Annotated in this window: 22 protein-coding genes; 2 read left to right on the top strand and 20 right to left on the bottom strand. The window is 52.7% G+C overall.

Annotated elements, in window-relative coordinates; all coding sequences use genetic code 11:
* Positions 1 to 81: 81 nt before the first annotated feature.
* The 12 genes from flhe to tar form a co-directional block, all read right to left on the bottom strand.
* On the bottom strand, positions 82 to 474 hold the full coding sequence (flhe, locus tag HV243_RS10350) for a flagellar protein FlhE (protein ID WP_016153427.1): 393 nt from the start codon (positions 472 to 474) through the stop codon (positions 82 to 84).
* The gene (gene flhA / locus HV243_RS10345; RefSeq protein WP_053389056.1) at positions 474 to 2,552 is read right to left on the bottom strand and encodes a flagellar biosynthesis protein FlhA; all 2,079 of its coding nucleotides are present in this window, start codon (positions 2,550 to 2,552) and stop codon (positions 474 to 476) included. Before flhA ends, flhe begins: the two co-directional genes overlap by 1 nt.
* The gene (gene flhB / locus HV243_RS10340; RefSeq protein ID WP_016153429.1) at positions 2,545 to 3,696 is read right to left on the bottom strand and encodes a flagellar biosynthesis protein FlhB; all 1,152 of its coding nucleotides are present in this window, start codon (positions 3,694 to 3,696) and stop codon (positions 2,545 to 2,547) included. Before flhB ends, flhA begins: the two co-directional genes overlap by 8 nt.
* A gap of 140 nt (positions 3,697 to 3,836) precedes the next feature.
* Positions 3,837 to 6,503: an alpha-L-rhamnosidase gene (locus HV243_RS10335; RefSeq protein ID WP_181603986.1), complete on the bottom strand. Its 2,667-nt coding sequence runs from the start codon at positions 6,501 to 6,503 to the stop codon at positions 3,837 to 3,839.
* Positions 6,504 to 6,527: 24 nt separating this feature from the next.
* Positions 6,528 to 7,829 carry an MFS transporter gene (locus tag HV243_RS10330; RefSeq protein ID WP_016156809.1) on the bottom strand — a complete coding sequence of 434 codons (1,302 nt, stop codon included), beginning with the start codon at positions 7,827 to 7,829 and terminating at the stop codon, positions 6,528 to 6,530.
* A 106-nt stretch (positions 7,830 to 7,935) separates the two neighbouring features.
* Positions 7,936 to 8,787, bottom strand: a complete 852-nt coding sequence (locus tag HV243_RS10325) for a helix-turn-helix domain-containing protein (RefSeq protein ID WP_016153432.1) — start codon at positions 8,785 to 8,787, stop codon at positions 7,936 to 7,938.
* 487 nt (positions 8,788 to 9,274) lie between these two features.
* Positions 9,275 to 9,919 carry a protein phosphatase CheZ gene (cheZ, locus tag HV243_RS10320; RefSeq protein WP_029139578.1) on the bottom strand — a complete coding sequence of 215 codons (645 nt, stop codon included), beginning with the start codon at positions 9,917 to 9,919 and terminating at the stop codon, positions 9,275 to 9,277.
* A gap of 13 nt (positions 9,920 to 9,932) precedes the next feature.
* Complete coding sequence (gene cheY / locus HV243_RS10315; protein ID WP_016153434.1) at positions 9,933 to 10,322, bottom strand: chemotaxis response regulator CheY; 390 nt, start codon at positions 10,320 to 10,322, stop codon at positions 9,933 to 9,935.
* An 18-nt stretch (positions 10,323 to 10,340) separates the two neighbouring features.
* Entirely contained in the window at positions 10,341 to 11,390 is a 1,050-nt protein-coding gene (locus HV243_RS10310; RefSeq protein ID WP_016153435.1) for a chemotaxis response regulator protein-glutamate methylesterase, read from the bottom strand.
* A complete protein-coding gene (cheR, locus tag HV243_RS10305) occupies positions 11,387 to 12,259 on the bottom strand; it encodes a protein-glutamate O-methyltransferase CheR (RefSeq protein ID WP_053390056.1) in 873 nt (290 codons plus the stop codon). Before cheR ends, HV243_RS10310 begins: the two co-directional genes overlap by 4 nt.
* 19 nt (positions 12,260 to 12,278) lie before the next feature.
* Positions 12,279 to 13,880: a methyl-accepting chemotaxis protein IV gene (tap, locus tag HV243_RS10300; RefSeq protein ID WP_053390057.1), complete on the bottom strand. Its 1,602-nt coding sequence runs from the start codon at positions 13,878 to 13,880 to the stop codon at positions 12,279 to 12,281.
* Positions 13,881 to 13,923: 43 nt separating this feature from the next.
* Entirely contained in the window at positions 13,924 to 15,579 is a 1,656-nt protein-coding gene (tar, locus tag HV243_RS10295; protein WP_181603985.1) for a methyl-accepting chemotaxis protein II, read from the bottom strand.
* Positions 15,580 to 15,985: 406 nt separating this feature from the next.
* Here tar and HV243_RS10290 point away from each other — a divergent pair, with 406 nt between their 5' ends.
* Positions 15,986 to 17,245, top strand: a complete 1,260-nt coding sequence (locus HV243_RS10290; RefSeq protein WP_016153439.1) for a dicarboxylate/amino acid:cation symporter — start codon at positions 15,986 to 15,988, stop codon at positions 17,243 to 17,245.
* A gap of 121 nt (positions 17,246 to 17,366) precedes the next feature.
* On the opposite strand, the gene cheW is transcribed toward HV243_RS10290, so the two are convergent.
* The 6 genes from cheW to flhD form a co-directional block, all read right to left on the bottom strand.
* Positions 17,367 to 17,870: a chemotaxis protein CheW gene (gene cheW, locus HV243_RS10285; protein WP_003034638.1), complete on the bottom strand. Its 504-nt coding sequence runs from the start codon at positions 17,868 to 17,870 to the stop codon at positions 17,367 to 17,369.
* A gap of 20 nt (positions 17,871 to 17,890) precedes the next feature.
* Positions 17,891 to 19,945, bottom strand: a complete 2,055-nt coding sequence (gene cheA / locus HV243_RS10280; protein ID WP_053390058.1) for a chemotaxis protein CheA — start codon at positions 19,943 to 19,945, stop codon at positions 17,891 to 17,893.
* A gap of 4 nt (positions 19,946 to 19,949) precedes the next feature.
* On the bottom strand, positions 19,950 to 20,879 hold the full coding sequence (motB, locus tag HV243_RS10275) for a flagellar motor protein MotB (RefSeq protein ID WP_016153441.1): 930 nt from the start codon (positions 20,877 to 20,879) through the stop codon (positions 19,950 to 19,952).
* Positions 20,876 to 21,763: a flagellar motor stator protein MotA gene (gene motA / locus HV243_RS10270; protein WP_016153442.1), complete on the bottom strand. Its 888-nt coding sequence runs from the start codon at positions 21,761 to 21,763 to the stop codon at positions 20,876 to 20,878. The genes motB and motA overlap by 4 nt, the downstream gene beginning before the upstream one ends.
* Before the next feature lie 124 nt (positions 21,764 to 21,887).
* The gene (gene flhC / locus HV243_RS10265) at positions 21,888 to 22,472 is read right to left on the bottom strand and encodes a flagellar transcriptional regulator FlhC (protein WP_085951062.1); all 585 of its coding nucleotides are present in this window, start codon (positions 22,470 to 22,472) and stop codon (positions 21,888 to 21,890) included.
* Positions 22,469 to 22,810: a flagellar transcriptional regulator FlhD gene (gene flhD / locus HV243_RS10260; protein WP_016153444.1), complete on the bottom strand. Its 342-nt coding sequence runs from the start codon at positions 22,808 to 22,810 to the stop codon at positions 22,469 to 22,471. Before flhD ends, flhC begins: the two co-directional genes overlap by 4 nt.
* A 792-nt stretch (positions 22,811 to 23,602) precedes the next feature.
* Here flhD and uspC point away from each other — a divergent pair.
* Complete coding sequence (gene uspC / locus HV243_RS10255) at positions 23,603 to 24,031, top strand: universal stress protein UspC (protein WP_016153445.1); 429 nt, start codon at positions 23,603 to 23,605, stop codon at positions 24,029 to 24,031.
* 17 nt (positions 24,032 to 24,048) lie between these two features.
* Here the strand turns inward: uspC and otsA are convergent, their stop codons facing one another.
* Entirely contained in the window at positions 24,049 to 25,470 is a 1,422-nt protein-coding gene (gene otsA / locus HV243_RS10250; RefSeq protein WP_149330339.1) for an alpha,alpha-trehalose-phosphate synthase, read from the bottom strand.
* Positions 25,445 to 26,248, bottom strand: coding sequence for a trehalose-phosphatase (gene otsB / locus HV243_RS10245; RefSeq protein WP_053389499.1), 804 nt, complete (start codon positions 26,246 to 26,248; stop codon positions 25,445 to 25,447). The genes otsA and otsB overlap by 26 nt, the downstream gene beginning before the upstream one ends.
* Positions 26,249 to 26,404: the final 156 nt, after the last annotated feature.

The following is a 26,404-nucleotide window of genomic DNA, read 5'->3' as shown; positions in this document are numbered from 1 at the left end:
TGTTTCTATTTAATCAAAGAGGCGGACTAGAATTGCGAAGCAGCCAGCAGTTTCTGCTGCTGGCCGGAATGAAGGGAGGCGTTAACGATAGTTCACAATCACCTGATTGCTCTGAACTTGCAAGGCGGGGATCAGGCGACCGCCACCGGGTACTTCCCAGACAAAATGCATCGGTTCGATGGCGGGAACATTATTGAATCCGTTGGTGGTCCCGCTTTGCCCGTCCAGCTCAACACAGCGGGACTGGGAACATAAACGTACCCGTAAACCCGCAGGCGTTGGGCCATTGAGCTCATAGCGCCAGGCCACCAGCGTCATCAACCCCGAGACCGGCTGGCTGGGCGTCAGAGGTGAAGACGAGGCTGACTGGCCGCGGTGATTTAAAGTAATCCCCATACCGCTGGCCTGCCAGGCGCCTTCTCCGGCAGCCTGCGCTACCAGAGGAAAAAACAACAACCACAGTAATTTACGCATTACTTACCTCCAATAGTCGCCGTCATACGGATATGGCGGTTGTCAGACAGCTCCATGTTCGATAACACCACCAGTTGCGGAATGCTGCGACGTAAAAAGCGTGCCAGTAACGGACGCAACGCGTGGTTGACCAGCAAGACCGGCGGCGCACCCAACATTTCCTGACGGGACAGCGCTTCCTGAGTCTGGGCCAGCAGTCGGTCTGCAAGACCCGGTTCCAGACCGCCGCCGCCCTGCAGCGCCTGCAGAAGCAAACGTTCGAGCGGGGTATCAAGGCCGATAACCTGAACCTCTTCATTACCCGGGAACCACTGCTGAGTGATGGCGCGTCCCAACGCAACACGTACCACCGCGGTAAGCTCATGCGGATCGTTTTGCAGCGGTGCATGTTCAGCCAGCGTTTCGAGAATGGTGCGCATATCGCGAATCGGTACTTTCTCATCCAGTAAGTTCTGCAGTACTTTATGCAGCGTAGTGAGCGTCACGACGCCCGGGACCAGGTCTTCTGTCAGTTTTGGCATCTCCTGCGAGACGCGGTCCAGTAGCTGTTGCGCCTCCTGACGGCCAAACAGCTCAGCAGCGAACTGCCCAATCAGGTGATTAAGGTGCGTGGCGACAACGGTACTGGCTTCAACAACCGTAAAGCCCTGAATCTGCGCCTGTTCCTTCAATGCGCTTTCAATCCAGATAGCGTCCAGACCGAAAGCCGGATCGACCGTTTTCTCGCCCGGCAGTGACCCGGCGGCAGTACCAGGGTTAATGGCCAGCCAGCGTCCCGGATAGGCGTCACCGCTGCCAATTTCCACCCCTTTCATCAAAATACGATAGCGGGCCGGCTGCAGATCCATATTGTCGCGGATATGTACCACCGGCGGCAGAAAACCCATATCCTGGGCAAATTTCTTACGAATACTGCGAATTCGCCCCAGCAACTCGCCATCTTGCTGAAAGTCCACCATTGGGATCAGGCGGTAGCCTACCTCCATCCCCAGGGAATCCTCCAGCTGTACGTCATTCCATGTTGCTTCCACCACGGAGTTGTTTTCCGGCATTTTCACCGGCTGCGGCTCATCGGGAGCTTTTTGATCACGACCACGCATCCACCAGGCCAGACCCAGTAACGCGGCGGTAAACATCAAAAACACCAGGTTCGGCATGCCCGGAACCAGACCCAAAAGACCAAGCACCGCCGCACTAAGCAGCATGACACTAGGATTACTGAACAGTTGGGTCACCATCTGTTCGCCTACATCCTGGTCGGTACTCACGCGGGTCACGATAACCCCCGCCGCGGTGGAGATTACCAGCGCAGGAATTTGCGCCACCAGCCCGTCACCGATGGTCAGCAGGGTATAACTTTCCGCTGCGCTACCCATGCTCATACCATGCTGCAACACCCCGACTAACAGACCGCCGACCACGTTGATCACCATGATCAAAATACCGGCGATGGCATCTCCACGAACGAATTTACTCGCACCGTCCATAGAGCCGTAGAAATCCGCTTCCTGCGTCACCTCCGAGCGCCGTTTTTTGGCTTCATCTTCGCCAATCAGACCCGCATTCAAATCCGCATCAATCGCCATTTGCTTGCCGGGCATACCATCCAGCACGAAGCGCGCGCCAACCTCGGCGATACGTCCGGCACCTTTGGTGATAACCATAAAGTTGATAATGACGAGAATAACGAAGACCACGATACCGATCGCAAAGTTACCGCCCACCAGGAAGTGACCAAAAGCTTCAACCACCTTTCCCGCCGCCGCCGCGCCGGTATGTCCTTCCATTAAAATGATACGCGTCGACGCGACGTTCAGGGCGAGGCGTAATAATGTGGTAAACAACAAAATCGTCGGGAATGCGGCAAACTCCAGCGTACGCTGGGTGAACATCGCCACCAGCAGCACCATGATCGACAGCGCAATGTTAAACGTGAACAGCAAATCGAGGACGAAAGCCGGCAACGGCAATACCATCATCGACAGGATCAGCAGGATAAGGATCGGTCCGGCAAGGATTTGCAGTTGCGTGGATTTCAGGTTGCTGGGCAAACGCAACATCGCGACCAGATTAGCCATCAGTATTCTTCTCGTTCATGAAATCCAGTGCTTCAGGCACCGGAAGGTTTTCAGGTTGTGGTGGACGCTTGCCGCCGGCGAGACGCCAGCGTTTTAGCTGCCATACCCATGCCAGCACTTCGGCAACGGCGGCATATAATTGACCCGGTATTTGTTGCCCAATCTCAGCATGACGGTATAGCGCACGCGCCAGCGGCGGCGCTTCTAACGTAGGGACTCGATGTTCAGCGCCAATCTCACGAATGCGCAGCGCCACCAGCCCCGCGCCTTTGGCAACAACTTTCGGCGCGCTCATTTTGTTCTCGTCATACTTCAACGCCACCGAATAGTGCGTGGGGTTGGTAACAATCACGTCCGCTTTCGGCACATCCGCCATCATGCGACGCTGCGCGGCCGCGCGCTGCATTTGGCGTATTTTGCCCTTAACGTGCGGGTCGCCTTCGCTTTGCTTAAATTCGTCACGAATATCCTGACGCGACATGCGCAGCTTTTTCAGATGGCTGTAAATCTGGAAAAAAACGTCGAACCCCACCATCGGAATAACGCCAAGCACCACCAACAGTGCGCACATGCCAACTAAATCCAGGGCGTTGCCCATCGCCGTAATCGGAGATTCCGCCATCAAACGCATCATCGCCGGCCAGTTATGCCAGAGATAAAATCCGGCCACGCTCCCCACCAGCGTGGACTTCAGTATCGCTTTGAGCAGTTCCGCTCCGGTTTGCGCTGAAAACATGCGTTTAATGCCCGGCAACGGATTCAGCTTAGAGAACTTGGGCTGCAGAGATTTACCGCTGAAAATCAAGCCGCCAAGCATCACCGGGGAGATTAATGCCACCAGAACGACGCCGGTAATCAACGGTAACAGCGCAATCATCGCGTCTTTAATCAGCAGGATGATTTGGCTGAGGATCAGGTTAGGGTCATTGACCATACTGTGGTCAAAACGTAATCCGGCCGACAGCATACCGGCCAGTCTGCGGGCAAGCGACTCCCCGCCAATCCAGATAATGCACACACCCACCAGCAAAATAAGCAGTGAGGTCAGCTCTTTGGATCGGGGGACTTGCCCTTCTTCCCGTGCTTTTTCAAGTCGGTGGGGTGTGGGGGCTTCTGTTTTGTCGTCGTCGCTTTCTTCTGCCACGGCATTACTCTCGTCGTCACGGTCACGAGTATTATCGCGACCGCAACCATTGCCAATGCGTCGAATAGCGAAACGAAAACAGAGGAATTCGAGCGTTCGTTTGCCACGACAGCGCGAACGCTGCCGTGACAACCACGCGGTTAGCGCTGCCAGATAACGCGATAATGGCCCGATCCCACCTGCGCGCTATAGCCGCCGTCTACTGGCGCGAAGTCGAGGCCATCGGTATCGAGCAGCGTTTGTGCGCCATCAAGGATCACCATTGAGTGAGTATTCGGCGGAATATCTACCTCAAGGGTGATGGACTGTAAGCCATCGCGCGCCGGTTCCTGCGTCCAGTGGACGGCAATATCACCATATACCGAGCCGTATCGCGCTTTCAGCCATGTCAGGCCACCGCCCGGAATAGGCCGCAGTACCGAAGATTTAAATCCCGGCGCGTGTTCTTCGGTATTTATTCCCGCCGCCACGCGATACAGCCATTCACCGATCGCCCCGTAGGCATAATGGTTGAAGGAGTTCATGTCCGGGCTCCACATTGTGCCGTCCGGTTTCACGCCATCCCAGTGTTCCCAAATCGTCGTTGCCCCGGCTTTGACCTGATACAACCAGCTTGGGAAGTCCTCTTTCATCAGCAATTGCCACGCCGCGTCGGCCTGTCCGTTTTCGCTCAATGCGTGACAGAAATAGGGGGTGCCGACAAACCCCGTCACCAGATGACCGTCATTTTCCGCCAGCAGTTCCAGCAGCGTTTGCACGGTGCGCTCGCGGTGCGCGTCCGGCACTAACTGGAAGTAGAGCGCCAGAATATGCGCCGTTTGCGTGCGTGCCGCCAGCCGCCCGGTGGCGGTAAAAAACTCATTGCGGAAGCTTTCGACAATCGCGATATGCAGCGCCTGATAATGGGTGTGATCAACGTCATTTCCCAGTGCTTTGGCTGATTTCGCCAGCAGCAGCGTGGACAACGCATAGTAGGCCATGCAGGTCAGTTCATTCGGCGTTGCGCCAAAATAGCTGCCCTCTTTGGCATCCAGCGCAACCCAATCGCCAAACTGCAGTTTCCACGACCACTGGTTCTCAACAGCGTTGTCATGCATAAACTCCACCCAGGCTTTCATGCTGTCGTACTGGCGGGCCAGCGTCTGTTTATCGCCGTACATCAGGTACAGCGTCCACGGGTTAATCACCGCCGCATCGGCCCAGGCTGCGGCGGAATGGGTGCGCCCGTGGGATAAAAAGCGGTCGTTGTCGCATTTGCCGGTGAGGATATCGGGGATGACGTGCGGCACACCGCCCTCCGGCGTTTGGTCATGCTGAAGATCGGTCAGCCATTTGGCAAAAAAAGTGCGCGTCTGCATCAGATAACTGGCGGTGCGGCAGAAAATTTGCGCATCGCCCGTCCATCCCAGACGTTCATCGCGCTGCGGGCAGTCGGTTGGGATATCGACGAAATTGCCCTTAAGCCCCCACATGATGTTGTGATGCAGTTGGTTGAGATCCGCGTTTGAGGTTTCAATGTGACCCGTCGGCATCATCGCGGAATGCAGCACGACCGCGACAAAGTCATCCCGCGTCGGCGTGCCAGGCCAACGTTCAATCAGCACATAACGGAAACCCTGAAAGGTAAAATGCGGGTGAAAACATTCTTCGCCATCGCCGCGTAAGGTGTAATCAATGCACTGTTTGGCGGTGCGCAGGTTCGCCAGATAAACATTGCCTTCGGCATCCAGCACTTCAAAATGGCGCAGCACCACGCGCTCACCTGCCGCACCGCGCACCCGAAACTCCACCCAGCCGCTGAGGTTCTGGCCAAAATCAAGCACCGTCTCGCCTTTTGGCGTCGTGATGATTGAACACGGCGCAAGCCGTTCTATTTCTTGTACCGGGCAGGCCGTTTGCGGTTGCAGCACCGACGTCTCTGCCGCAAGCGTCGTCACCGCACGCCAATGCCCGGCGCTAAACGCAGGCTCGCTCCAGCCGCGCTGCTCCCGACGTGCGTCATACACTTCGCCATCATAAATTTCAGCAAACAAAATAGCGTCATCGCAGCCCTGCCAGTGTGCATCCGTGGCGATTATCCGCTGGCTACCATCGCGGAGCGTCACCACCATATGGCAAATAAACCCCGTCTGCTGGCCGTAATAGTTGCGATAGCGGTTGAAGCTCATATCCCCTTTATACCAACCCGCCCCCACCATCGCGCCAATCACGTTTTCGCCTTCTCGCAGGTGCTCGGTCACATCCCAGGTTTGATACAACAGATGGTGGTGGTAGCTCGTCCAGCCGGGCGATAACTCATCACGCCCGACTTTTTCGCCGTTGATCCACAGTTGGTACAGCCCCAGCGCGCTGGCATGTACCACCGCCGAAACAATGTCATCACCATCGGACAAACTGAACGCATGGCGCAACAACGTGCCTTTTGAGTTGTCTTTATCCTGCGGCGTTTCAGCCGAGATAAACACCCCTTGCCACGCTTGCGCTGGCAGGCCAGTAATAAACGTTGCCGCCGGGCTCCAGCCGCTCTCTTCACCGTGGTTGTCGGTAATATGCACCCGCACAAAATAGCGCGTCGAGTGCTGGCAGGCGACGTCGGGCAATTCGATATTACTGGAGCGGTCATCGTGCATTTCGCCGCTGTCAAACAGGCATTGGGCAAAATCTTCTTGCGCCGACAGCTGCAAACGCCAGCTACGCTGCTGTACATCGCGCAAGGAACTGGTGATTATCCAGCCGAAAACCGGCAGCGTTTCGCAGCCCGTCAGCGTGGTTTCATAGTTGAGCGTAATCTTTTCTACTGCCAACATAATTTTTCCCTCAGTGGCTCATATTCAGGCTTTGGCCCGCAAAGTATCGTGCGATGCCTGTCCGTTATCAGGCGTCGCCACCATTTCTGTTTCTGCATTAAATTCATTACGTTGCTTGCCGTGGAAGCACAGCCAGCCGATAACCATGCCTATCGCCACAATCGCCGTCAGCAGGCAATAAAGAACCACCGGCCCCGCGCTCAACAGCACAGGAGTGACGAACGCCAACAAGCCGCAGGTCAGACGGGCGACACCGACAATCACTCCTTGCGCGGTGGCGCGTAGCATGGTGGGGAATGACTCTTGCGCCCACACTTTCATGATGCCTTCGAAGGCAAATCCTGTGCCGATATTGGTAAACAGCAGGCAGCAGAACCAGGAGAGTGGCGAGAAATTAAACAGTACCGGCACGAAATAACCACCGGACATCATCACCGCGCCAAAAATAAAGAATGGAACCCGTTTTGAGGTATCAACGACGCGCATAAACATCAACCCAGACGCCACGCTCACTGGCAGAATCAACAGCCCCCACAGCGAGTGCGTGCTGACCGAAATGCCCACCACATTTACCGCTACATAAGCCCCAAACTGCCCGCCGGTATTGGCCGCCAGATTGGTGAAGGTATAAAAGATACACAGCGAGATAAACGGCCACAGGTATTTGCCTTCGAGCAGATCGCGCCAGCCGGTTTTCTGCGCCCGCACGGTGGCGATGCCACGACGCAGTTCATCCTTTGCCGCCAACCACAGCGGCGACTCAGGGATAGACCAACGCAGGATCATCAGCACAACCGCCACCAGCCCAACGTGCATATACATGATTTGCGCGCCAATCAGCCCCCAGTCGCCGACGATAGCGGAGATCCCCATCGTGGCGCCAATTCCCACCAGCCAGAGTAAATTGGACAAGCCGATAATCTTGCCGCGGTTTTCATCGTTCGCCGCTTCGGAGATAGTCGCCAGAGAGACGGGTAAATCAGCCCCTGTCGCCAGCCCCACCAAGAGTGTGCCCAGCACCAGGAACGGGAAGTTCAAACCAAAGGCCAGCGCCAGCGTGCCGATAAAAATCATCGCCATCGTAATAATAAAAACATTACGACGACCAATACGGTCTCCAAGACGACCGCCACCAAAAGCCCCAGCGGCAATACTCAGCGTTAATAATCCAGATAAAATGCCAATTTGTAGTGCAGTAATACCCATTGTTTTTTGATAAATGACTAAGGCTGTACCACTGGAAACAATAGCCGCCGAATCAATATATGATGCCATTCCAGACACCACCCCAATATACCAGGGGTTAGGTGTTTTATTTTTTGACATAACGATTCCCTTAAATTTACAGACAGTAAGGCGAGAAATAAGCGTATGGCCTACCCCCGTCATGATGGATAGTAGTAATAATTTTTTATTGTTATTAACCTAACAATTAAATCGCTATTAAAACTCGTGAATGAAGTTCACGTTCATGGCTTGGAGGATAATGAAAATACCGTCGATACGATTCAGTCAACCTGATCGCATTCATAAAACCACAACGTGCCGCAATTTCACTGATGGTTTTATCCGTAGTGCGCAGTAATTCTTGAGCTTTTAATACACGATACAACATCTGGAATTTAACCGGAGTATAACCGGTCACTCGCTTAATTAAGCGATACATCGTGCGCCTGGCGACACCGTTATCATCACTCAACACATTCCAGTCCAAATGACGCAAGCTACTGGTCTTGAGCATACGGATCAGGTTGGCTCGCCCTCGCTCATCAGGGCTAAGCGCCTCAGTTTGGCGGTCGCACTGGCAAAGCGTGTTGATGATGTTCAGCAAAGCGACTTCACACAATGAAAAATAGAGCACGTCATAGTTACTCTCGTTACGTGAGATTATCTCCTGGCTCAATACCTCAATACGCGCCAGCGCTCCCTGAGTTAGCGCCAGCGCGGTAGGCTGTAGAAGTTTTTCTTTTATACAATCGAGCAAATTATCAATGTGCTGTAAAAAATGAAAACTGCGCGGGCGACGAATCAATATATTAATAACCGACAGATTATTAGTTGAAACATAACTATGGGTATCGTTAGCGGTCACTAAAAAAAAGTCACCCTGGCAGATAAAACGAACCAGGTCATTAATAATATGAAACCCGCTACCGCTACGGACAATCACCAGTTCATCAAAATCATGCCCGTGCACACCTTCCATTAATTGGTTATTCATCGAAAAAAGACAAAACGCATGTTGCTCTGAATGAAAAAAATCATTCTCACGTAAAATTCGCATATCTCCCCCGCCGCTATTCGAGTAAAAACACTCGGGATATCGATAAATAACCTACTGACATAATATATTGCCTTGCACCGATAACCATTTAACTGCAATTATTATGACAAGTCTATATATCGCACTGTCACTCAGGCGTAACCTGCTGTGACCTCAGCATCATTTCGGCAAATAACCGCCAAGTTATGGCATAAAAAAGAGGATATACGCCGTGCAGATGAACCCACTTCATCCAGGCATTCAACCGGGTACGAATCATAGTGCAGGGCACATTGTCCCGACTGGCGGCCCAATAACCCTGCGGGATCCACAAAAGCGCAGCGCTCGGTATGCAGCGTTCGAACCCGTTCTGGCAACGTCACCGTAAAAATGGATAGTAAGTAAAGAGAACGATAGGTATCTGTAGGCCGGATAACGCGCAAGCCGTTATCGGTTAGAATGCCCGGCGGCGAGCGCCTGCCGGGCCAGCAAATAAAAACGCTACGGATCAGAACCCGAGGCTATCCAGCAGGTCGTCAACCTGATCCTGACTTGCCACCACGCCGGCTTTTGAGGTGTCAACCTGCGGGCCGTTAAGCAAGCTTTCGTTTTCACGTTTTGGACGAGCGCCCTGCTCTGGAATGTTTTCCAGCAGAACCATCAGCAACTGACGTTCAATCTCCTGGATAACATCCATCATGCGCTTGATGACCTGACCGGTGAGGTCCTGGAAATCCTGCGCCATCATGATGTCCAGCAGTTGAGCGTTAGTAAAGCTGGTATGCCCTGGCACATCACCCAGGAACTGGCGGGTATCGGTGACCAGTTCACGGGCGTCAGACAGCTCGATCGGATTTTCGAACCATTCATCCCAGCGTTTGGTCAGGTCTTTGGCCCCTTTTTCCATCGCGTCCTGGTGCGGCTGCGAAGCTTCCACACTGTTCAGCGCGCGCTCTGCCGCCTGTGCGGTCATCTGCACAACGTAATCGAGACGATCGCGGGCATCGGGAATCGCTTCTGCCGCTTCGGCAATAGCCTGATCCAGCCCCAGTTCACGCAGGCTGTCGCGCAGCATTCGGGTCAAACTGCCGATGCGCGCGATGATGTCCCCGGCTGAATGTTCGTCAGCAGGTTTAATTTGTGGTTGCATCATCATTATCACACCCTCACATGCCCAGTTTCTCAAAGATTTTATTGAGTTTCTCTTCTAGCGTCGCCGCCGTGAACGGTTTCACGACATAACCACTGGCGCCAGCCTGTGCCGCCGCAATGATATTCTCTTTCTTCGCTTCTGCCGTAACCATCAGCACCGGCAGGGCGGACATTCCGCCATCAGCACGAATGGTTTTCAGCAGTTCCAGGCCATCCATGTTCGGCATATTCCAGTCGGAAATGACAAAACCAAATCCCCCAGCCTGCAGCTTATTCAGCGCGTCCACGCCGTCTTCAGCCTCTTCAACATTGTTGAAACCCAGTTCTTTGAGCAGATTACGCACGATGCGACGCATGGTGGAAAAGTCATCCACAACCAAAAACTTAAGCTCTTTATCCGCCATAAAAAATAAACTCCTGATTCAAATACGTATTGCCTGTCCGGCACTGATTTTCGCCAGCATTTGCTGGCTTACCTGGCTAAGATCGACCACTTCGCTTACGCCACCCATATTGATGGCCTCGCGCGGCATGCCGAACACCACACAACTTGCTTCGTTTTGCGCAATGGTCCAGGCACCCGCCTGGTTCATCGCTAACATTCCGGCGGCGCCATCGTTGCCCATACCCGTCAGGATCACTCCCACGGCATTACGCCCCGCATGTTTTGCCACCGAATGGAACAGCACATCCACTGAAGGTCGATGCCGGTTAACCGGTGGACCATCATGAATTTTGATCTGGTAGTTCGCCCCGCTGCGCGCCAGTTCCATATGCTTGTCACCAGGGGCGATATACGCATGCCCTGGAAGCACGCGCTCCCCGTCTTCAGCCTCTTTCACGGTGATCTGACACAGTTTGTTCAGACGCTCGGCGAATGAGCGGGTAAATCCTGGCGGCATATGCTGGGTAATAAGAATACCGGGACTTGAAAGCGGCAATGGCTGGAGTACATGGCGAATTGCCTCTGTTCCTCCGGTTGAGGCGCCAATCGCCAGCAGTTTTTCAGAACTGAGTAACGGCCCCGCTTTCAAGGTCACCTGTGCCGTCATGGGTTTGTGGGCCGCCAGTTTTGCCCGCGACGCGGTGCGGATCTTCTCAGCGATCATTTCGCTGTAGGCCAACATCCCTTCACGGATCCCCAACTGTGGTTTGGTGACAAAATCAATCGCTCCCAACTCCAGCGCCCGCAGCGTGACCTCAGAACCTTTACCGGTCAGCGAAGAGACCATAACCACTGGCATCGGACGCAGACGCATCAGTTTCTCAAGAAAGTCGAGGCCGTCCATGCGCGGCATTTCCACATCCAGCGTCAGGACGTCGGGATTGAATTTTTTGATTAAATCCCGGGCAACCAACGGATCCGGCGCCGTCGCCACCATTTCCATATCACTGTGGCTGTTAATAATTTCGGTCATGATTTGACGCATCAGTGCAGAATCATCAACCGATAAAACCCTGATTTTACTCATGCTTTATCCTTACCTGGCGCATGCGCATACACCGTCTGTCCACGCAAGCTAAACTCGCGCACGAGGTTGCTAAAGTTTTCTGAATGACCTGCAAACAGCAGCCCATCTGGTTTAAGAAGTGGAACAAAACGCTGCAAAATGTCCTGCTGCGTCGTTTTATCAAAATAGATCATCACGTTACGGCAAAATATGGCATCGAAGGGGCCTGGCACGTTGTACTGCTTATCCAGTAAATTCACGCTGGAAAATTCAACATGCCCCGCCAGTTCCTGCCGAACGCGTACCAGTCCTTCATGCGGTCCGGTGCCACGCATGAAATAACGCTGTAGCTGCTGCGGTGACAGCGTCTTTAGCTCATCAAGGCGGTAGATGCCGCTTCTGGCTTTTTCCAGAACTTCGGTATCAATGTCGCTGGCAAAAACACGCCAGCGGCCCGGAGCCATACCTAAGGTATCGGCGAGCGTAATCGCAATGCTGTACGGCTCTTCTCCGGTTGACGCCGCCGCGCTCCAGACACGGTATTCACCGCTGCGCCGACGAGCATGATCTGACAGCACTGGAAAATGATGCCCTTCGCGAAAAAACGCGGTCAGATTGGTAGTCAGGGAGTTAATAAAAGCCTGCCACTCAGCACTGTTCTGGTTAGCTTCCAGCATGCTGAGATAGCGACCAAAGTCATCCAGTCCCAGGGTTCGCAGACGGCGGACCAGGCGGTTATAAACCATGTCCCGCTTATGGTCGGCCAGTACGATCCCCGCGCGCTGGTAGATTAATTGACATATCCGACGAAAATGCGCGTCAGACAGCGCGAGGCGCTGTGTCATCTGTAACAATAATGACGTTTGCCCAGGGGGCAGAGATGATGTCATAGCGCCTTCTCAATCACATTCAGGATACAACGGGCACAACCTGCGGCTGCGCCAATTCTTGTTTTGCTACGGTTTGCTCTTCAAGCTTAAAAAATGCGACACAGGCAGAAAGATTATCGGCCTGCATGGCAAGTTGTCCGGTGGCGGATGCGGCTTCTTCCACCAGCCCGGCGTTTTGCTGCGTCACGGAGTCCATCTGGCTGACGGCCTGCGCCACCTGCTCGATGCCTTTGCGCTGTTCATCAGACGCAGAGGCAATCTCGCCCATGATGTCGTTAACCCGGGTAACCGAGCTGACAATTTCCGTCATGGTGCGCGCTGCCATATCAACCAACTGCGAGCCCTGATGCACTCGGGTGACAGACTCCTCAATGAGACCCTTAATTTCTTTCGCCGCCTGTGCGCTACGGCTTGCCAGATTGCGCACTTCACCTGCAACCACGGCAAAACCACGCCCCTGCTCACCCGCGCGAGCGGCCTCAACCGCAGCATTCAGCGCGAGGATATTGGTCTGAAAGGCAATGCTGTCAATCACGCCGATGATGTCGCCAATTTTCTGCGAGCTCGCGGAAATCTCATGCATTGTGCTGGCGACCCGGGACGTCTGTTCGCCGCCTTTATGCGCTGTATCTGCCGCACTTTTGGCAATTCCTGACGCCTGGCGCGCGTTATCCGCATTCTGTCCTACGGTGGCGGTCAGTTGTTCCATGCTGGCTGCCGTTTGCGCCAGCGCGGCCGCCTGCTGTTCAGTGCGCGAAGACAAATCGTTATTGCCCATCGCGATTTCTGAAATACCGCTATGCATGGCTGAGCTGCCCTGGCGTACTTCGCTTACCGTTTCACGCAGTGCCTGCTGCATCTTCTTCAGACTGGCAAAAATGGCTGAGATCTCATTGCGCCCATAAACCGCTACCGGCCGGGCCAGATTACCCGCGGCAATGCTGTCGAAATGACTGCCCACGATAGCCAGCGGCTGGACAATCATCTTGCGCGACCAGTACAGCGCACCGCTGGTGAGCAGTGCCGCCAGTACCACCATGGTGGCGAAAATCACCCCCGACATATGGTAATTTCGCTGGCTCTGCTCTCCTGCCGTTTGCAACACGCGATCGATGTTGCTCTGCCACGCATTCACATTTGCATCAAAAGCATCCTGAGCAGCCTGCACCGGCGCGGTCAGAAAATCTGACAACTGATTGTTTTCAAGCCAGGTGGCCTGATGCGCGAGAGCGCTGTGCCATTGGCTGAAAGTTTTCTCCGTTGCGCCAAACAGCGCCTTTCCTTGTGCCGTCGTATCCGATGTCGCCATAAAGCGTTTAAACATCAATTCAGACTGCGCCAGGCTATCACGTGCGAGGGTCATCAGCGTGTTGATATCCTCTGGCGGATAGCTCAGGGCGGTCAGCGTCCCTGCCTTATTAAGGGCCGTACTGGCCTGTAATAACACAGCGCGGGTTTGGGCCAGCGCAGCGCGTTGCTGATTACTTCGTTCGACCTGATTCAGGTTCTGAAAACCGTCCCGAAATGCCCAGAAGGACAAGCCATTACTGCCAATCTGCAAAACACCGCAGAGGATTAAAATCAAAAACAGCGTGGTCGAAATTCGAATACGATTAAACATCAACGCTCCCATTGGGCGGCACTGGCCGCGGTTTAACTATCAGTCAAAATGTTTCCCAATTCGTATCTTGCTCATTGTTCTGGCGCGGATAGGATGCGGCCGCCGTTGCAGGTAATCGTGTATCGCGCGGCTTAGCCGACGCCGGACGTGACGCAAGGCGGAAAGTCGACACCGACTGCGTCAGGCGGCTGGCCTGTTCTTCAAGAGCAGCGGCAGCGGCAGCCGATTCCTGTACCAACGAGGCGTTCTGCTGCGTAACGCGATCCATCTCGGATACCGCGAGCGCCACCTGATCAATCCCCCGGCTTTGCTCGTCGGAGGCCGAGGCAATCTCGCCCATAATGTCGGTCACCCGCGTTACGGCATTTACGATGTCGTTCATCGTTTCGCCTGCGCTTTCTACCAATACGGACCCGGTATCCACTCGGGAAACCGAATCCTCAATCAACGCTTTGATCTCTTTCGCTGCCTGCGCACTGCGACTTGCCAGATTACGCACTTCGCCCGCCACCACGGCAAAGCCACGGCCTTGTTCACCGGCACGCGCCGCTTCAACCGCCGCGTTCAGTGCGAGAATGTTGGTCTGGAAAGCAATACCATCAATAACACTGATGATGTCGGCGATTTTCTTCGAGCTATCGGCGATTTCGTGCATGGTGTTCACCACGCTATCAACTACTTTGCCGCCATGCTGTGCGGTATCGGAGGCGCTTTTCGCCAGTTGCGAGGCCTGACGCGCGTTGTCCGCATTTTGCTTCACGGTTGCGGTCAACTGTTCCATGCTGGCTGCGGTCTCTTCCAGCGCAGAGGCCTGCTGTTCAGTACGAGATGAAAGGTCGGTGTTCCCGCTGGCAATTTCGCTGGTCCCGGAATAAATCGCATCAGAACCTTCACGCACCAAGGTGACGGTTTCCGTCAGCGAGCGCTGCATATGATCAACCGTACTGGCCAGCTCGCCGATTTCATTACGACCGCTGACGGCCAGGGTCGCGGTCAGGTTACCGCTGGCGATTTCCCGAATATGGGCAATGACGCGAGACAGAGGATTAAGCAGGGTATGGCGGATGCCGTACCACACCACCACCAGAATCAGCACCAGCACTACGGCCAGCACGCCAAGCTGCCATTGGGCGAAATGGTAATCCCGCGCGCTTTGATCGAATGCCTGAGCGTAAAGCTTTTCGCTAACGCTGGCGTACTTGCCCAGCGCCTCACCAAGCGCGTTTTGCATTCCCTGAGTCGGTTGCGCGAAATAGGCATCCATATTGCCGTTCTCCAGAAACTGAACCAGTTCTGTTAAGGCCGCATGGTACTGCTGATATTTCTCCTCAACGTTGCCGCTGGCTTCTGCCATCGCGGGTAACGGTGTGATGTTTTTAAATTTTGCGTAATGTGTTTCGGCCTGCGCCAACGATGCTTTCGCATTCTTCAGCAGATCGTTTTTCGCGCTGCTTTGCTGGTTGGACGCGTCCATCATCATGCGCGCAGAAGAACGGCTTAAATTGATACGTGTTTGCAGCATCAGATCCCATGTTGAGGTGAGTTCACTTTGCTGCTGTCGAAGATCGTTAGAAATAACAAAACTTTGCTGATTCTGCTGCAATGAAGAAAACAACAGACCACCGGAAACAAGCTGTAGCAGTGCGAAAACCCCCAGCACCATCATCAGCATTGTGACAACGCGGATACGGTTAAACATAAGGCACCTTCCTGAAAACGAGTTATCAACGTTATCGGCAGTCGCTGAGATAACTTTACGTTTGCGAAAAGGAAATCCTGAAGGGACGTGAAGCCTCGCGGAAGGAGGGGAAAACGGGTGTACGGCAACCACAAATCATTCACATAAAAACGTCACAATTATCATGTGAATAACATTCAAATTTATCTGTGGGCGCGGTCATATTGGATGAAATAGTCATTATTTCGTGACCAGGATCACAAATACATATCCTCTGCACCACAACAAAATGGATAAAAAATTAAAAAAAGTTGTATCAGCTGGCGCTTTAATTCAATTTATATGATGAATACTTAGTTACCAATTAATAAATATAAAAAATGAGTAACCGAACAATAAATGTTAAATCCTTACTGAGGGCTTTTTAGTGGCAAATGCAAACAAACTCACGTTGTTTATCGTGATCTTCATGTTGGCGGGGATCCTGTCAGGGGCGGTGATCCACTCGTATGCCGCCCCCGGCGTAGTGACCGCCTGGGCCGATAATATTACGCTTCTCACCGACATCTTTTTGCGCCTGATTAAAATGGTGATCGCACCTTTAGTATTCAGCACCCTGACCGTCGGTATTATGCGCCTGGGGGAAACGTCTACCATCGGGCGCGTAGGCGGCAAAGCGATGATCTGGTTTATTAGCTCTTCCATACTGTCTATTCTGGTCGGTCTGTTTGTGGTTTCTCTTGAGCAACCCGGCAGCGGCCTGAACCTGGCGATCCCGCTGGAAGCCACTGATACCGGCCTGGCCGTGAGCGGCATGAGCCTGAAAGGTTTCCTGACTCACACCATCCCAACCAGCATAGCCGAGGCGATGGCCAACAATGAGATCCTGCAAATTGTGGTGTTCTCGATGTTCTTCGGTATTGGTGGCGCATCCCTTGGTGAGAAGTTCAATGCCCCGCTGGTTGCCGCGCTGGATGTGGTCTCCCACATTATGCTTAAGGTGACTGGCTACGTGATGTACGTTGCGCCGCTGGCCATTTTCGCCGCCATTTCCTCCGTTATCTCCACCCAGGGTCTGGGGATCCTGCTTAACTATGCATCGTTCATCGGCGGCTACTATGTGGCTATTTTGCTGACCTGCCTGGTTCTGCTGGCGGTCGGTTATGTCATGCTGAAAAAAGAGGTTTTTCGTCTGGTAAGCATGCTGAAAGATCCGGTTCTGGTCGCATTTACTACCAGCAGCTCGGAAGCCGCCTATCCAAAAACGCTGGAGCAATTAACCAAATTTGGTTGCTCGCCTAACATCGTGTCATTTGTATTGCCTATCGGTTATTCATTTAACCTGGTCGGCTCGATGGTTTACTGTTCATTTGCCTCGATGTTTATCGCGCAGGCCTATAACATTCACCTCTCCTTTGCAGAAATCACCGTCCTGATGCTGACGCTGATGCTGGCGTCAAAAGGGATTGCCGGCGTGCCGCGTTCTGCGCTGGTGGTGCTGGCAGCAACCATTCCGAGCTTTAATATTCCGGTTGCCGGGATTCTGTTACTGATGGGTATTGACCACTTCCTGGATATGGGACGTTCAGCAATCAACGTATTAGGTAACGGGATTGCAACGGCGATGCTGGCACAAGATGAGGGTTTACTGGAAGAAGAACCGGAGCTGGTTGAGCGGGAAGCGTAAGGGGAAATCTGCCGGATGTGCTACGCGTATCCGGCCTACAACAGCAATCATTGTAGGCCGGATGTGCTACGCGTATCCGGCCTACAACAGCAATCATTGTAGGCCGGATACGATATGGCGGTTACGCGACGTGACTGGCGGCAATATCCAGCAGCGCCATTTCTTCGCTATTGAGCAGCTTCTCAATGTTAACCAGGATCAGCATCCGGTCACCCAGAGCCCCCAGTCCCGTCAAGTATTCCGTCGACAGCGTTACGGCAAATTCCGGTGCCGGACGGATTTGATCCGTTGTCAGCGACAGCACATCCGAGACGCCATCGACCACAATCCCGACCACCCGCTGGCCCAGATTCAGCACAATCACCACGGTGTTTTCGTTGTAATCCACATCGCTCTGGCTAAACTTCACGCGCAGGTCAACAATCGGCACAATCACACCGCGCAGATTGGTGACACCTTTGATAAACGCAGGCGTGTTAGCAATACGCGTCACCTGATCGTACCCTCGGATTTCCTGCACTTTCAGGATATCGATACCGTACTCTTCATCCCCCAGCGTAAACACGAGGAATTCCTGACCTGACGGTTCGCCGGCCAGTTTAGTTACATTACTCATACCGGTCATATTATTCCCTTCTCACTCAATCAGGCGGCTGTGATCGCCACACGTTGTTCGCGGTTTAATCCCTGCAATGCAGAGACATCGACAATCAGCGCGACGCTGCCGTCGCCGAGGATCGTTGCTGCAGAAATACCTGGCACTTTGCGGTAGTTGCTTTCCAGGTTTTTGACGACCACCTGGTGTTGACCAATTAACTGATCGACCAGCAGCGCGTAGCGACGCCCTGCACTTTGCAAAATCACCACAATACCTTGAGTCGCTTCGGTTTTTGCGCCTTCAACCTCAAAGACTTTCCACAGCTCAACCAGCGGTAAATATTCGCCACGCACTTCCAGCACGCGCTCTCCTCCGGCCAGCGGATGGAGATCTTCTTCGCGCGGTTGCAGTGATTCCATAACGGCATTCAGCGGCAGAATAAAGACTTCGTCGGCCACGCGCACGGACATGCCGTCGAGGATCGCCAGCGTCAGCGGCAGCAGAATTCGGATAGTCGTCCCCTGTCCCTGTTTGGACTGGATCTCAACATGGCCCCCCATCTCCTGGATATTTCGCTTCACCACATCCATACCCACGCCGCGGCCAGAGACATCCGTCACCTGTTCAGCGGTCGAGAAGCCCGGGGCGAAGATCAGCATACCGACTTCGTCATCGCTCATGTTTTCGTGGATCGGCATCCCCTGGGAGATAGCTTTGGCGAGGATTCGTTCACGGTTCAGACCGGCGCCATCATCGGTGACTTCAATACAGATATTCCCGCCCTGGTGCTCCGCGGAAAGCGTCAGATTACCGATTGGGCTTTTCCCGGCTTCAAGGCGTTTTTCCGGCAGTTCAATACCGTGATCGAGGCTGTTACGCACCAGGTGCGTCAACGGATCGATGATGCGTTCAATCAGGCTCTTGTCGAGTTCGGTTGAGCTTCCCACCTGTGTCAGTTCGACCTGTTTACCCAGCTTACCGGCTAGGTCACGCACCAGACGCGGAAAACGGCTGAACACATACTCCATGGGCATCATACGAATCGACATCACCGACTCTTGCAAGTCGCGGGCGTTACGTTGTAACTGACCCATACTGGTGATGAGATCGCCATGATTGACGGGATCCAGTTCGTTAGAACGTTGTGCCAGCATAGACTGGGTGATGACCAACTCACCGACCAGGTTAATGAGCTGATCGACCTTCTCAACCGCTACGCGGATGCTGGTCGACTCGCTGGCGCGGGCGGGTTTGTCGCGTTCCGCGCGTCCGTTTGGCGCTTCACTGGCGGCGGCTTTTGCCGCTGGCGCAACGGCAACCGGCTGCGGCTTCGAGACAACGGCTACCGTTTCTGCTTCAGCTTCTGCTTCAGTTTCAACGGCTACAGGCGCTGCGCTGACGGTTTCGAATTCAATCTGATCAGCTTCAATCACAAAGCACAGCACCGCGATGATGTCATCTTCTGCGAGGTTGCCATCAAGCGTTGCTGACAACGTGTCGCTCCCTTTCACCACATCGGTTAAGGTCGCCAGGTTCCCCAGCTCCTCTTCCAGTAAATCCACTTCATTGGCTTTCAGGCGCGTGAGAATAATGCGTTTCTTGCTCTCTTCACTTGCAGACTCAGGCTGTGCAACCGCCTCTTCCTGCATTGCAGCGCTGTCAACAACGCTCAGTTTTGCGGTGTTGACGACTGCCGGTGCGGTTTCACCTTTCGCTTCGAGCGCTAACTGTCGTAACGCATTACAAATGTACTCAAAGCTGGCGGCATCCGGCTCCTCTGAGTTTTTATAGGCGTCGAGCTGTTCCTGCATAATATCTTTCGTTTCCAAAAACAGGTTGATAATGTCGGCATTGAGCTGCATCTCGCCACGCCGCGCTTCATCCAGCAGGTTTTCCATCAGATGGGTCGTTTCCTGCAAAATGGTAAAGCCGAAGGTGCCCGCCCCGCCTTTTATCGAGTGCGCAGCACGAAAAATTGCATTCAGCTGTTCGGAATCCGGGGCTTCAGGAACCAAATCAAGCAGGTGTTGCTCCATGTCAGCCAACAGTTCGTCAGCTTCATCAAAAAATGTTTGATAAAAATCGCTTATATCCATGCTCACGCTATCACCTCGGATTGGCTGGTGGCGATGTGGGAACGCTTGCCGGCGGGAGTTCCGCTGGCTGTTGTAAGACACTTACCGGCTCATTCTGGCTTTCAGCGTTTTCATGCAAAATGGCCTCTTCCGCCTGCTTATTGAGAACCAGCAGGCTAATACGGCGGTTGATAGCGTCTTCAGGACCGCGATCGCTCAGACGCATCGTGGCGGCCATACCTACCACACGTAATACTTTTCCATCATCCAGACCGCCGCTAACCAGTTCGCGACGCGACGCGTTAGCGCGATCGGCGGACAACTCCCAGTTGCTATACCCTTTTTCACCATTGGCGTAAGGGTAATCATCCGTATGGCCGGAGAGGCTGATTCGATTAGGAATGCCGTTAAGCACTGGCGCTATGGCTCGCAGGATATCGCGCATATACGGTTCCACCTCAGCGCTACCGGTTTTAAACATCGGGCGATTCTGACTGTCGATAATCTGTATCCGCAGCCCTTCCTGAACTAAATCAATTTTCAAATGCGGGCGCAGCGCACGCAGTTTGGGGTCAGATTCAATCAACTGATCGAGATCGCCGCGAAGTTTGCTCAAGCGGCTTTGTTCCATGCGTTTTCTCAGATCATCGATATTCGGCTGCTTGTTCACCTCTCCCTGCTGCTGGGTGTAATCATCCCCGCCGCCAGGAATTGGACTTTGGCTATTCGAAATACGATTTCCCCCGGTTACCGCAGTAGCCAGCGGCGTACGGAAATATTCGGCAATCTGGATCAATTCTTTAGGGCTAGAGATGGAAATGAGCCACATCACCAGAAAGAAGGCCATCATCGCGGTCATAAAATCGGCGTAGGCGATTTTCCACGAACCATGCGCCCCACCACCGTGACCTTTATGCTTGCGTCGCTTTACAACGATAATGGGATGGGCCTGATTTTTCATGCGTCCTCGGTCGTCTGCTGCGCAGTTGGATTTCTCACCGCACGAACATGCTCTTCCAGTTCGATAAACGATGGACGTTCGCTGGAATACAGAGTCTTACGACCAAATTCGACGGCAATTGGCGGCGCGTAACCATTCAGATTGGAGAGCAGAGTTATCTTCACACACTGCATCATTTTGGTGGTTTCAGCGCTTTTCTGGCGCAGAACGCTGGCAAGCGGAGAAATAAATCCATAGGCCAGTAAAATACCGAGGAATGTCCCTACCATGGCATGTGCAATCAGCGAACCCAGTTCAGCCGCCGGACGATCGGCAGAAGCCAGCGCATGGACAACCCCCATGACCGCCGCCACGATCCCGAACGCCGGTAATGAATCCCCCACCATCGCCAGACTGTTGGCCGGGACTTCGGCCTCACTTTCGTGCGTCTCAATCTCTTCATCCATCAGCGCTTCAATTTCAAACGTGTTCATGTTGCCGCTGATGATCAGACGCAGATAATCGACAATGAAATCAAGCATCACGGCATCAGCAAGAATGCGCGGATAGCTGGCGAAAATTTCACTCTCTTTGGGGTTTTCGATATCGCGTTCAAGCGAGAACATGCCCTGCTGACGTGACTTGGCCATCAGGCGATACAACAGCGCCAGCAGATCCATATACATCGCTTTGGTGTATTTTGAACGACGAAAAAGCATCGGGATTGCTTTCATCGTCCCCTTAATGGCTTTCCCGTTATTGCCGACGATGAATGCCCCAATACCCGCGCCACCGATAATCACCAGCTCAGCCGGTTGATAGAGTGCCCCAAGGTGTCCGCCGGTCATCATGTAACCGCCGAAAACTGTACCAATAACAACCAGGTAACCTAATAAGATAAGCACGACATCATCCTTTCGCAATTGACTATGACAGGATGCGCAGTCGGGCAGTTAACTCGAGGTCAGGACAAAAAAAAGCAGCGGTAATCGCTTACCGCTGCTGGAGTGTTTGTCCACACCGTATCAGTTAAACAGCCTGTTCGATCTGTTCATCCAGCAGTTGTGGAATAATATCGGCAGCATTCTGGGAAAGTTTACGTCTTTTTACGGCGCGTGATGGCGGTTGGCATAAACTGCAGGCAAAGCTGCCTGCGGGTTGGTGAGCGTGGGTAATAAAATTCCCACCACAGCAATTGCATCGGGACAACTCCAGCAATCCGCTGTCGACAAAACGCACCAACGTCCATGCGCGAGTTAACGCCAGCAGTGGCCCTTCTTCTGGCTGCGGGCACTGCTCAAGATATAAACGATACGCTTTGATCACGGCATCCACGCCGCTGCACAAACCAGTTTTGAGCAGGAATTGCCATGCGTTGCAAAACATCGAAGCATGAATGTTTTGTTCCCACGTCATAAACCAGTCGGTGGAGAAAGGCAGCATCCCTTTTGGCGGAGGGCTGCCGCGTAATTCTTTATACAGCTTGATAAGTCGGCCACGGCTTAATTGCGTTTCGCTTTCCAGCATTTGCAAACGGGCGCCCAATGTGATTAATTCCATCGCTAGCTGGATATCACGCGCTTCCTGAACAATGCTTTTTTCGCTCATCATCAAGCCCTTTTCTTGCGCGCTGCTTCATCGATGTCGCTTAACAGTCGCGTTGAAAGCATGATACCGGTATGAATTTGCTGAAGATCGTCAACGCGGGAGTCTTGCGTCAGGCGAGTAACGGTCTGGTGATCGTCGAAACGGAAATGACAGACCAGTTGGTTTGTTTCAGCCAGCTTGACCATTTGTGGAAGTGTTAATGTTGCCAACGTGTCCGCCATTTCTTCGCTGATACCAAGGCGAAACATCGCAGATGCTTTGTCCTGAACGATCAAACGCTGTGCAAGCAATAAATATGACAAATTGATGTCATAGATGTGTTTCAGCAACTCGGATGTATGCATTATTTGCATCCATAATAACCAACATTGTTTTCATGCGGTGAAACCGCACCCCGTGATGTCGCCGGGAAGGCCCGGTAAAAAAAAGCAAAAGGTCAAATACATAGCAGCGTGACGGCACTTACGCGTTGTCTAAACATTCCCTTTTCAGAAAGCCGCGCCCCTTACAAGCTCACATCAATTCTTACAAATGTCTAAGATTTTTCCTAATTCGACGCAACTCTACCCGCCGCCCGTTACACATACAACGTAGCTATGCTGCGAATTTGAAGAATATGTGACATAGATCACATAAACCAGCTAAACACTTAACATAAATCCATCAGCACAGCTTTTACTTTGCTTATTTTTTAATCTCAAGTTCGCCATTTCAATTCCTGACATACGAATATTCTTGCAATAAAAGCGAATAGTATTTTGTTCACAAACGTTAATATCACCTTGTGAAATAGCGAGCTTGATCACATATTTAATGTAAAACACTATTTTAATTAAATCCTTTATAAACAATGACTTAAATATTAAGGGTGATTAATTAATACCGGGTAGTGATAACCCGTTAAATGTTAACTTATGTTAATTTTTAATTAACACATTGTTTTCATTAGCGGTGAGTTTTACTTAAGTAAGCTGAACGTATTTACAACTTATATGACGCAATTATTCTATTTATAAGAATAATTAATGAATAACCATGATGACATTCACACTATCCAGGAAGGAAACGTTGCAGTATGGAGTAAGCTGAGCAATGCTGAGAAACCCTCTCATAATTCTTGAAAAAAGGAGCGAGTTATGAGCTATACACACATTCTTGTGGCCGTTGCCGCCACCCCTGAAAGCCAGCAGTTGTTAGCCAAGGCGGTTTCAATCGCTCGCCCTGTCAACGCTCGTATTAGCCTGATAACCCTGGTCTCAGACCCTGAACTGTATAATCAGTTTGCAGCACCTATGCTGGAGGACCTGCGTGAAGTGATGCAAGAGGAGACTCAGGATTTTATCGACAAGCTCAGCAAAGAAGCACAGTACCCCATTGAGCATACCTTTATTACCTATGGGGCACTGAATGAACATATTCTGGATGTATGCCGTAAACACGCGGTCGATCTGGTCATTTATGGCAACCATAACCACAGCTTCTTTTCGCGCGCGTCCTGCTCAGCAAAAAGCGTGATCGGTGCCAGCCACGTGGATGTTCTGCTGGTTCCACTGGCTGGAGATTGACCTGCGTTTACTGAGCGTTACGCCAGTTTAGTGCAGGGAGAAACGTTGTCTGGCAATGGCTGTTTACTCTGACGTGGGATGACTTTTTCCAGATCGCAAATGAACCTCGCCTGCCAGTTATCGATATCGTTTTTAATGATAGTTTCGAGCATCTCAGCGTGGCGGGAGATACGCTCAGAAAGCGGCATCGTCAGAGCCTGGTTTAATGCGCCAGCCACTTCGTCGCGGTCATAAGGATTAACAATAAGCGCGGCAGTTAGCTCATTCGCGGCCCCGGCAAATTGCGATAACACCAGCACGCCGGGGTTGGCAGGATCCTGCGCGGCCACGAATTCTTTCGCGACCAGGTTCATACCATCTCGCAGAGGCGTCACCAGCCCTACATCAGAGTAGCGGAAGATTTTCATCAGCAATTTACGATCAAAGTACTGGTTCAGATAATAGAGCGGCGTCCAGCCCAACTGCCCATATTTACCGTTAATCCTCCCCGCTTCAGTCTCCAGTTGGTGCCGAATATCCTGGTAGGCCTGCACCTCTTCACGCGAAGTTGGCGCTATCTGGGTGTAGCGAATTTTACCATGGTGCTGCGGATAGTGTTCCAGCAGAGCCTCATAGGCCTGAAAGCGCTCCGGCAAACCTTTAGAATAATCCAGACGCTCAACGGAGAAGATATTCTGCACATTTTTAAGTTCTGCTTTCAGTTGCGCCAGCTTCGGCGGCAAAGGGCCGGAAGCCTGACGGGCGATCTCATCAGGCTCAATACCGATGGGATAGACCTGGGTACGAAACGCTTTTCCCCATGCACGGTGGTGCTGCTCGCTCTGAGTGGTTACCTGAGTCTGGGCTGCCAGACAATCCAGAAAAGCCTGACGATCGTTCTCGGTCTGGAAACCGAGTAAATCAAAATCACACATCTGCTCAAGTAGCATCTGATGTGGGGGTAAGGCATTAAAGATTTCCGGCGTCGGAAAAGGGATGTGCAGGAAAAAACCGATACGGTTATTCACGCCGCGTTTACGCAGCTCGCTGGCAAACGGCAACAGATGGTAATCATGAACCCAGATTATGTCGTCATCGCTGAGCAGCGGCAGCAGTTTATCTACCAGCAAGGCATTCACCCGCTGATAGCCCTCCCATGCAGGACGCTGAAACTGCACCAAATCGAGGCGATAATGAAATGCAGGCCATAAAACCGCATTAGAAAACTGGCAGTAATACTCTTCGTAATCCTGTTCACTCAAATTAAACGAAGCCCAGGTAATGTTGCCACGCGTGACTTTTTTTAATGGTTTGTCCTCATTACCCGTGTCGCCACTCCAGCCAAACCACAGGCCACCAGCAGCCTTCAACGCGCCAAGCACACCGACGGCAAGCCCACCTGCGCTTCCTTTGTCATCGGGTGAGGCGATACGATTAGATACTACGACTAAACGACTCATAGCCACCTCTTCTGTTATTCGTTGCTTTCGATTCTTGCTGCGAAGAGTTAATTTGTTCCAGCCAGTGCCAGACATCACTCACGCCATCCAGACGCCATGTCGCCTGCGTCGCTCCATTCCCCACCTTCACGGAAATGCCCCCTGCGCGATTAACCACGCCAAATCCTGTTTCGTCCGTCAGATCGTCACCAAAAAAAACGGGGACCCGTCCGGCAAAAGGTGCTTCCTGCATAAATGCGGCAATTGCGTCGCCTTTGTTCGTACCCTTTGGTTTTATCTCCACAACGCATTTTCCGTGCTGTAAAGCCAACTGCGGCCATCTGTGCGTGATGCGCTCAGCCAGATTAATTAGCGCCGCTTCATGTTCCGGGGCCTGGCGATAGTGCAGTGCGAACGCCATCCCTTTTGCTTCAAGCGTTGTACCCGGCATCGTCGCCAAGGCGGTACTTAATAGCTCTCCTGCTTCGCGTTCTATTGCCGCAGCCAGGCGCACTATATGAGTTTGACCATTGATGTCACGGCGCTCTGCCCCATGCACTCCGGCGAGCGGAAAACGAAAGGGAGTGGTAAGCGCGTCAAGCTCAGCCATCGAGCGCCCTGAAATCAATGCCAGCGCACCCGCATTATGCGTCGCCAACTGATGTAATAACTGCAGGATTGTCTGAGGGACAACGACCTGGTCAGGATAAGGTTTGATCTCAGCCAGTGTCCCATCGAGATCAAAAAAATAAGCACAGCTTGCAGATTGTTCAGGGGGTAAGATCAGTGATGCTGTCACCCGGTTATCCTCCTCATCATGGTCTGTACGCCGCGCGGATCGCGCCGTATATATGATGTATGACGGATATAAGTATAGACAGTGTGACCATGCTCGCCATTTGGAAAAACAATCGCCAGCCGGGTAGCGGCTGGCGATGAGCTAAAGCTAGACTAA

The organism is Citrobacter sp. RHBSTW-00599 (assembly GCF_013784065.1).
In the GTDB taxonomy this organism is placed as follows: domain Bacteria; phylum Pseudomonadota; class Gammaproteobacteria; order Enterobacterales; family Enterobacteriaceae; genus Citrobacter; species Citrobacter braakii.
This window is presented reverse-complemented; position numbering and strand designations above follow the sequence as displayed.

Bases quoted from the DNA above. Each gene is read 5' to 3' on its own strand.
- cheZ (WP_029139578.1), bottom strand. From the start codon at position 9,919: ATGATGCAACCACAAATTAAACCTGCTGACGAACATTCAGCCGGGGAC.
- flhe (WP_016153427.1), bottom strand. From the start codon at position 474: ATGCGTAAATTACTGTGGTTGTTGTTTTTTCCTCTGGTAGCGCAGGCT.
- HV243_RS10310 (WP_016153435.1), bottom strand. From the start codon at position 11,390: ATGAGTAAAATCAGGGTTTTATCGGTTGATGATTCTGCACTGATGCGT.
- cheY (WP_016153434.1), bottom strand. From the start codon at position 10,322: ATGGCGGATAAAGAGCTTAAGTTTTTGGTTGTGGATGACTTTTCCACC.
- otsA (WP_149330339.1), bottom strand. From the start codon at position 25,470: ATGAGTCGTTTAGTCGTAGTATCTAATCGTATCGCCTCACCCGATGAC.
- cheR (WP_053390056.1), bottom strand. From the start codon at position 12,259: ATGACATCATCTCTGCCCCCTGGGCAAACGTCATTATTGTTACAGATG.
- HV243_RS10335 (WP_181603986.1), bottom strand. From the start codon at position 6,503: ATGTTGGCAGTAGAAAAGATTACGCTCAACTATGAAACCACGCTGACG.
- uspC (WP_016153445.1), top strand. From the start codon at position 23,603: ATGAGCTATACACACATTCTTGTGGCCGTTGCCGCCACCCCTGAAAGC.
- tap (WP_053390057.1), bottom strand. From the start codon at position 13,880: ATGTTTAATCGTATTCGAATTTCGACCACGCTGTTTTTGATTTTAATC.
- HV243_RS10330 (WP_016156809.1), bottom strand. From the start codon at position 7,829: ATGTCAAAAAATAAAACACCTAACCCCTGGTATATTGGGGTGGTGTCT.
- HV243_RS10325 (WP_016153432.1), bottom strand. From the start codon at position 8,787: ATGCGAATTTTACGTGAGAATGATTTTTTTCATTCAGAGCAACATGCG.
- flhD (WP_016153444.1), bottom strand. From the start codon at position 22,810: ATGCATACATCCGAGTTGCTGAAACACATCTATGACATCAATTTGTCA.
- cheW (WP_003034638.1), bottom strand. From the start codon at position 17,870: ATGACCGGTATGAGTAATGTAACTAAACTGGCCGGCGAACCGTCAGGT.
- tar (WP_181603985.1), bottom strand. From the start codon at position 15,579: ATGTTTAACCGTATCCGCGTTGTCACAATGCTGATGATGGTGCTGGGG.
- motB (WP_016153441.1), bottom strand. From the start codon at position 20,879: ATGAAAAATCAGGCCCATCCCATTATCGTTGTAAAGCGACGCAAGCAT.
- flhA (WP_053389056.1), bottom strand. From the start codon at position 2,552: ATGGCTAATCTGGTCGCGATGTTGCGTTTGCCCAGCAACCTGAAATCC.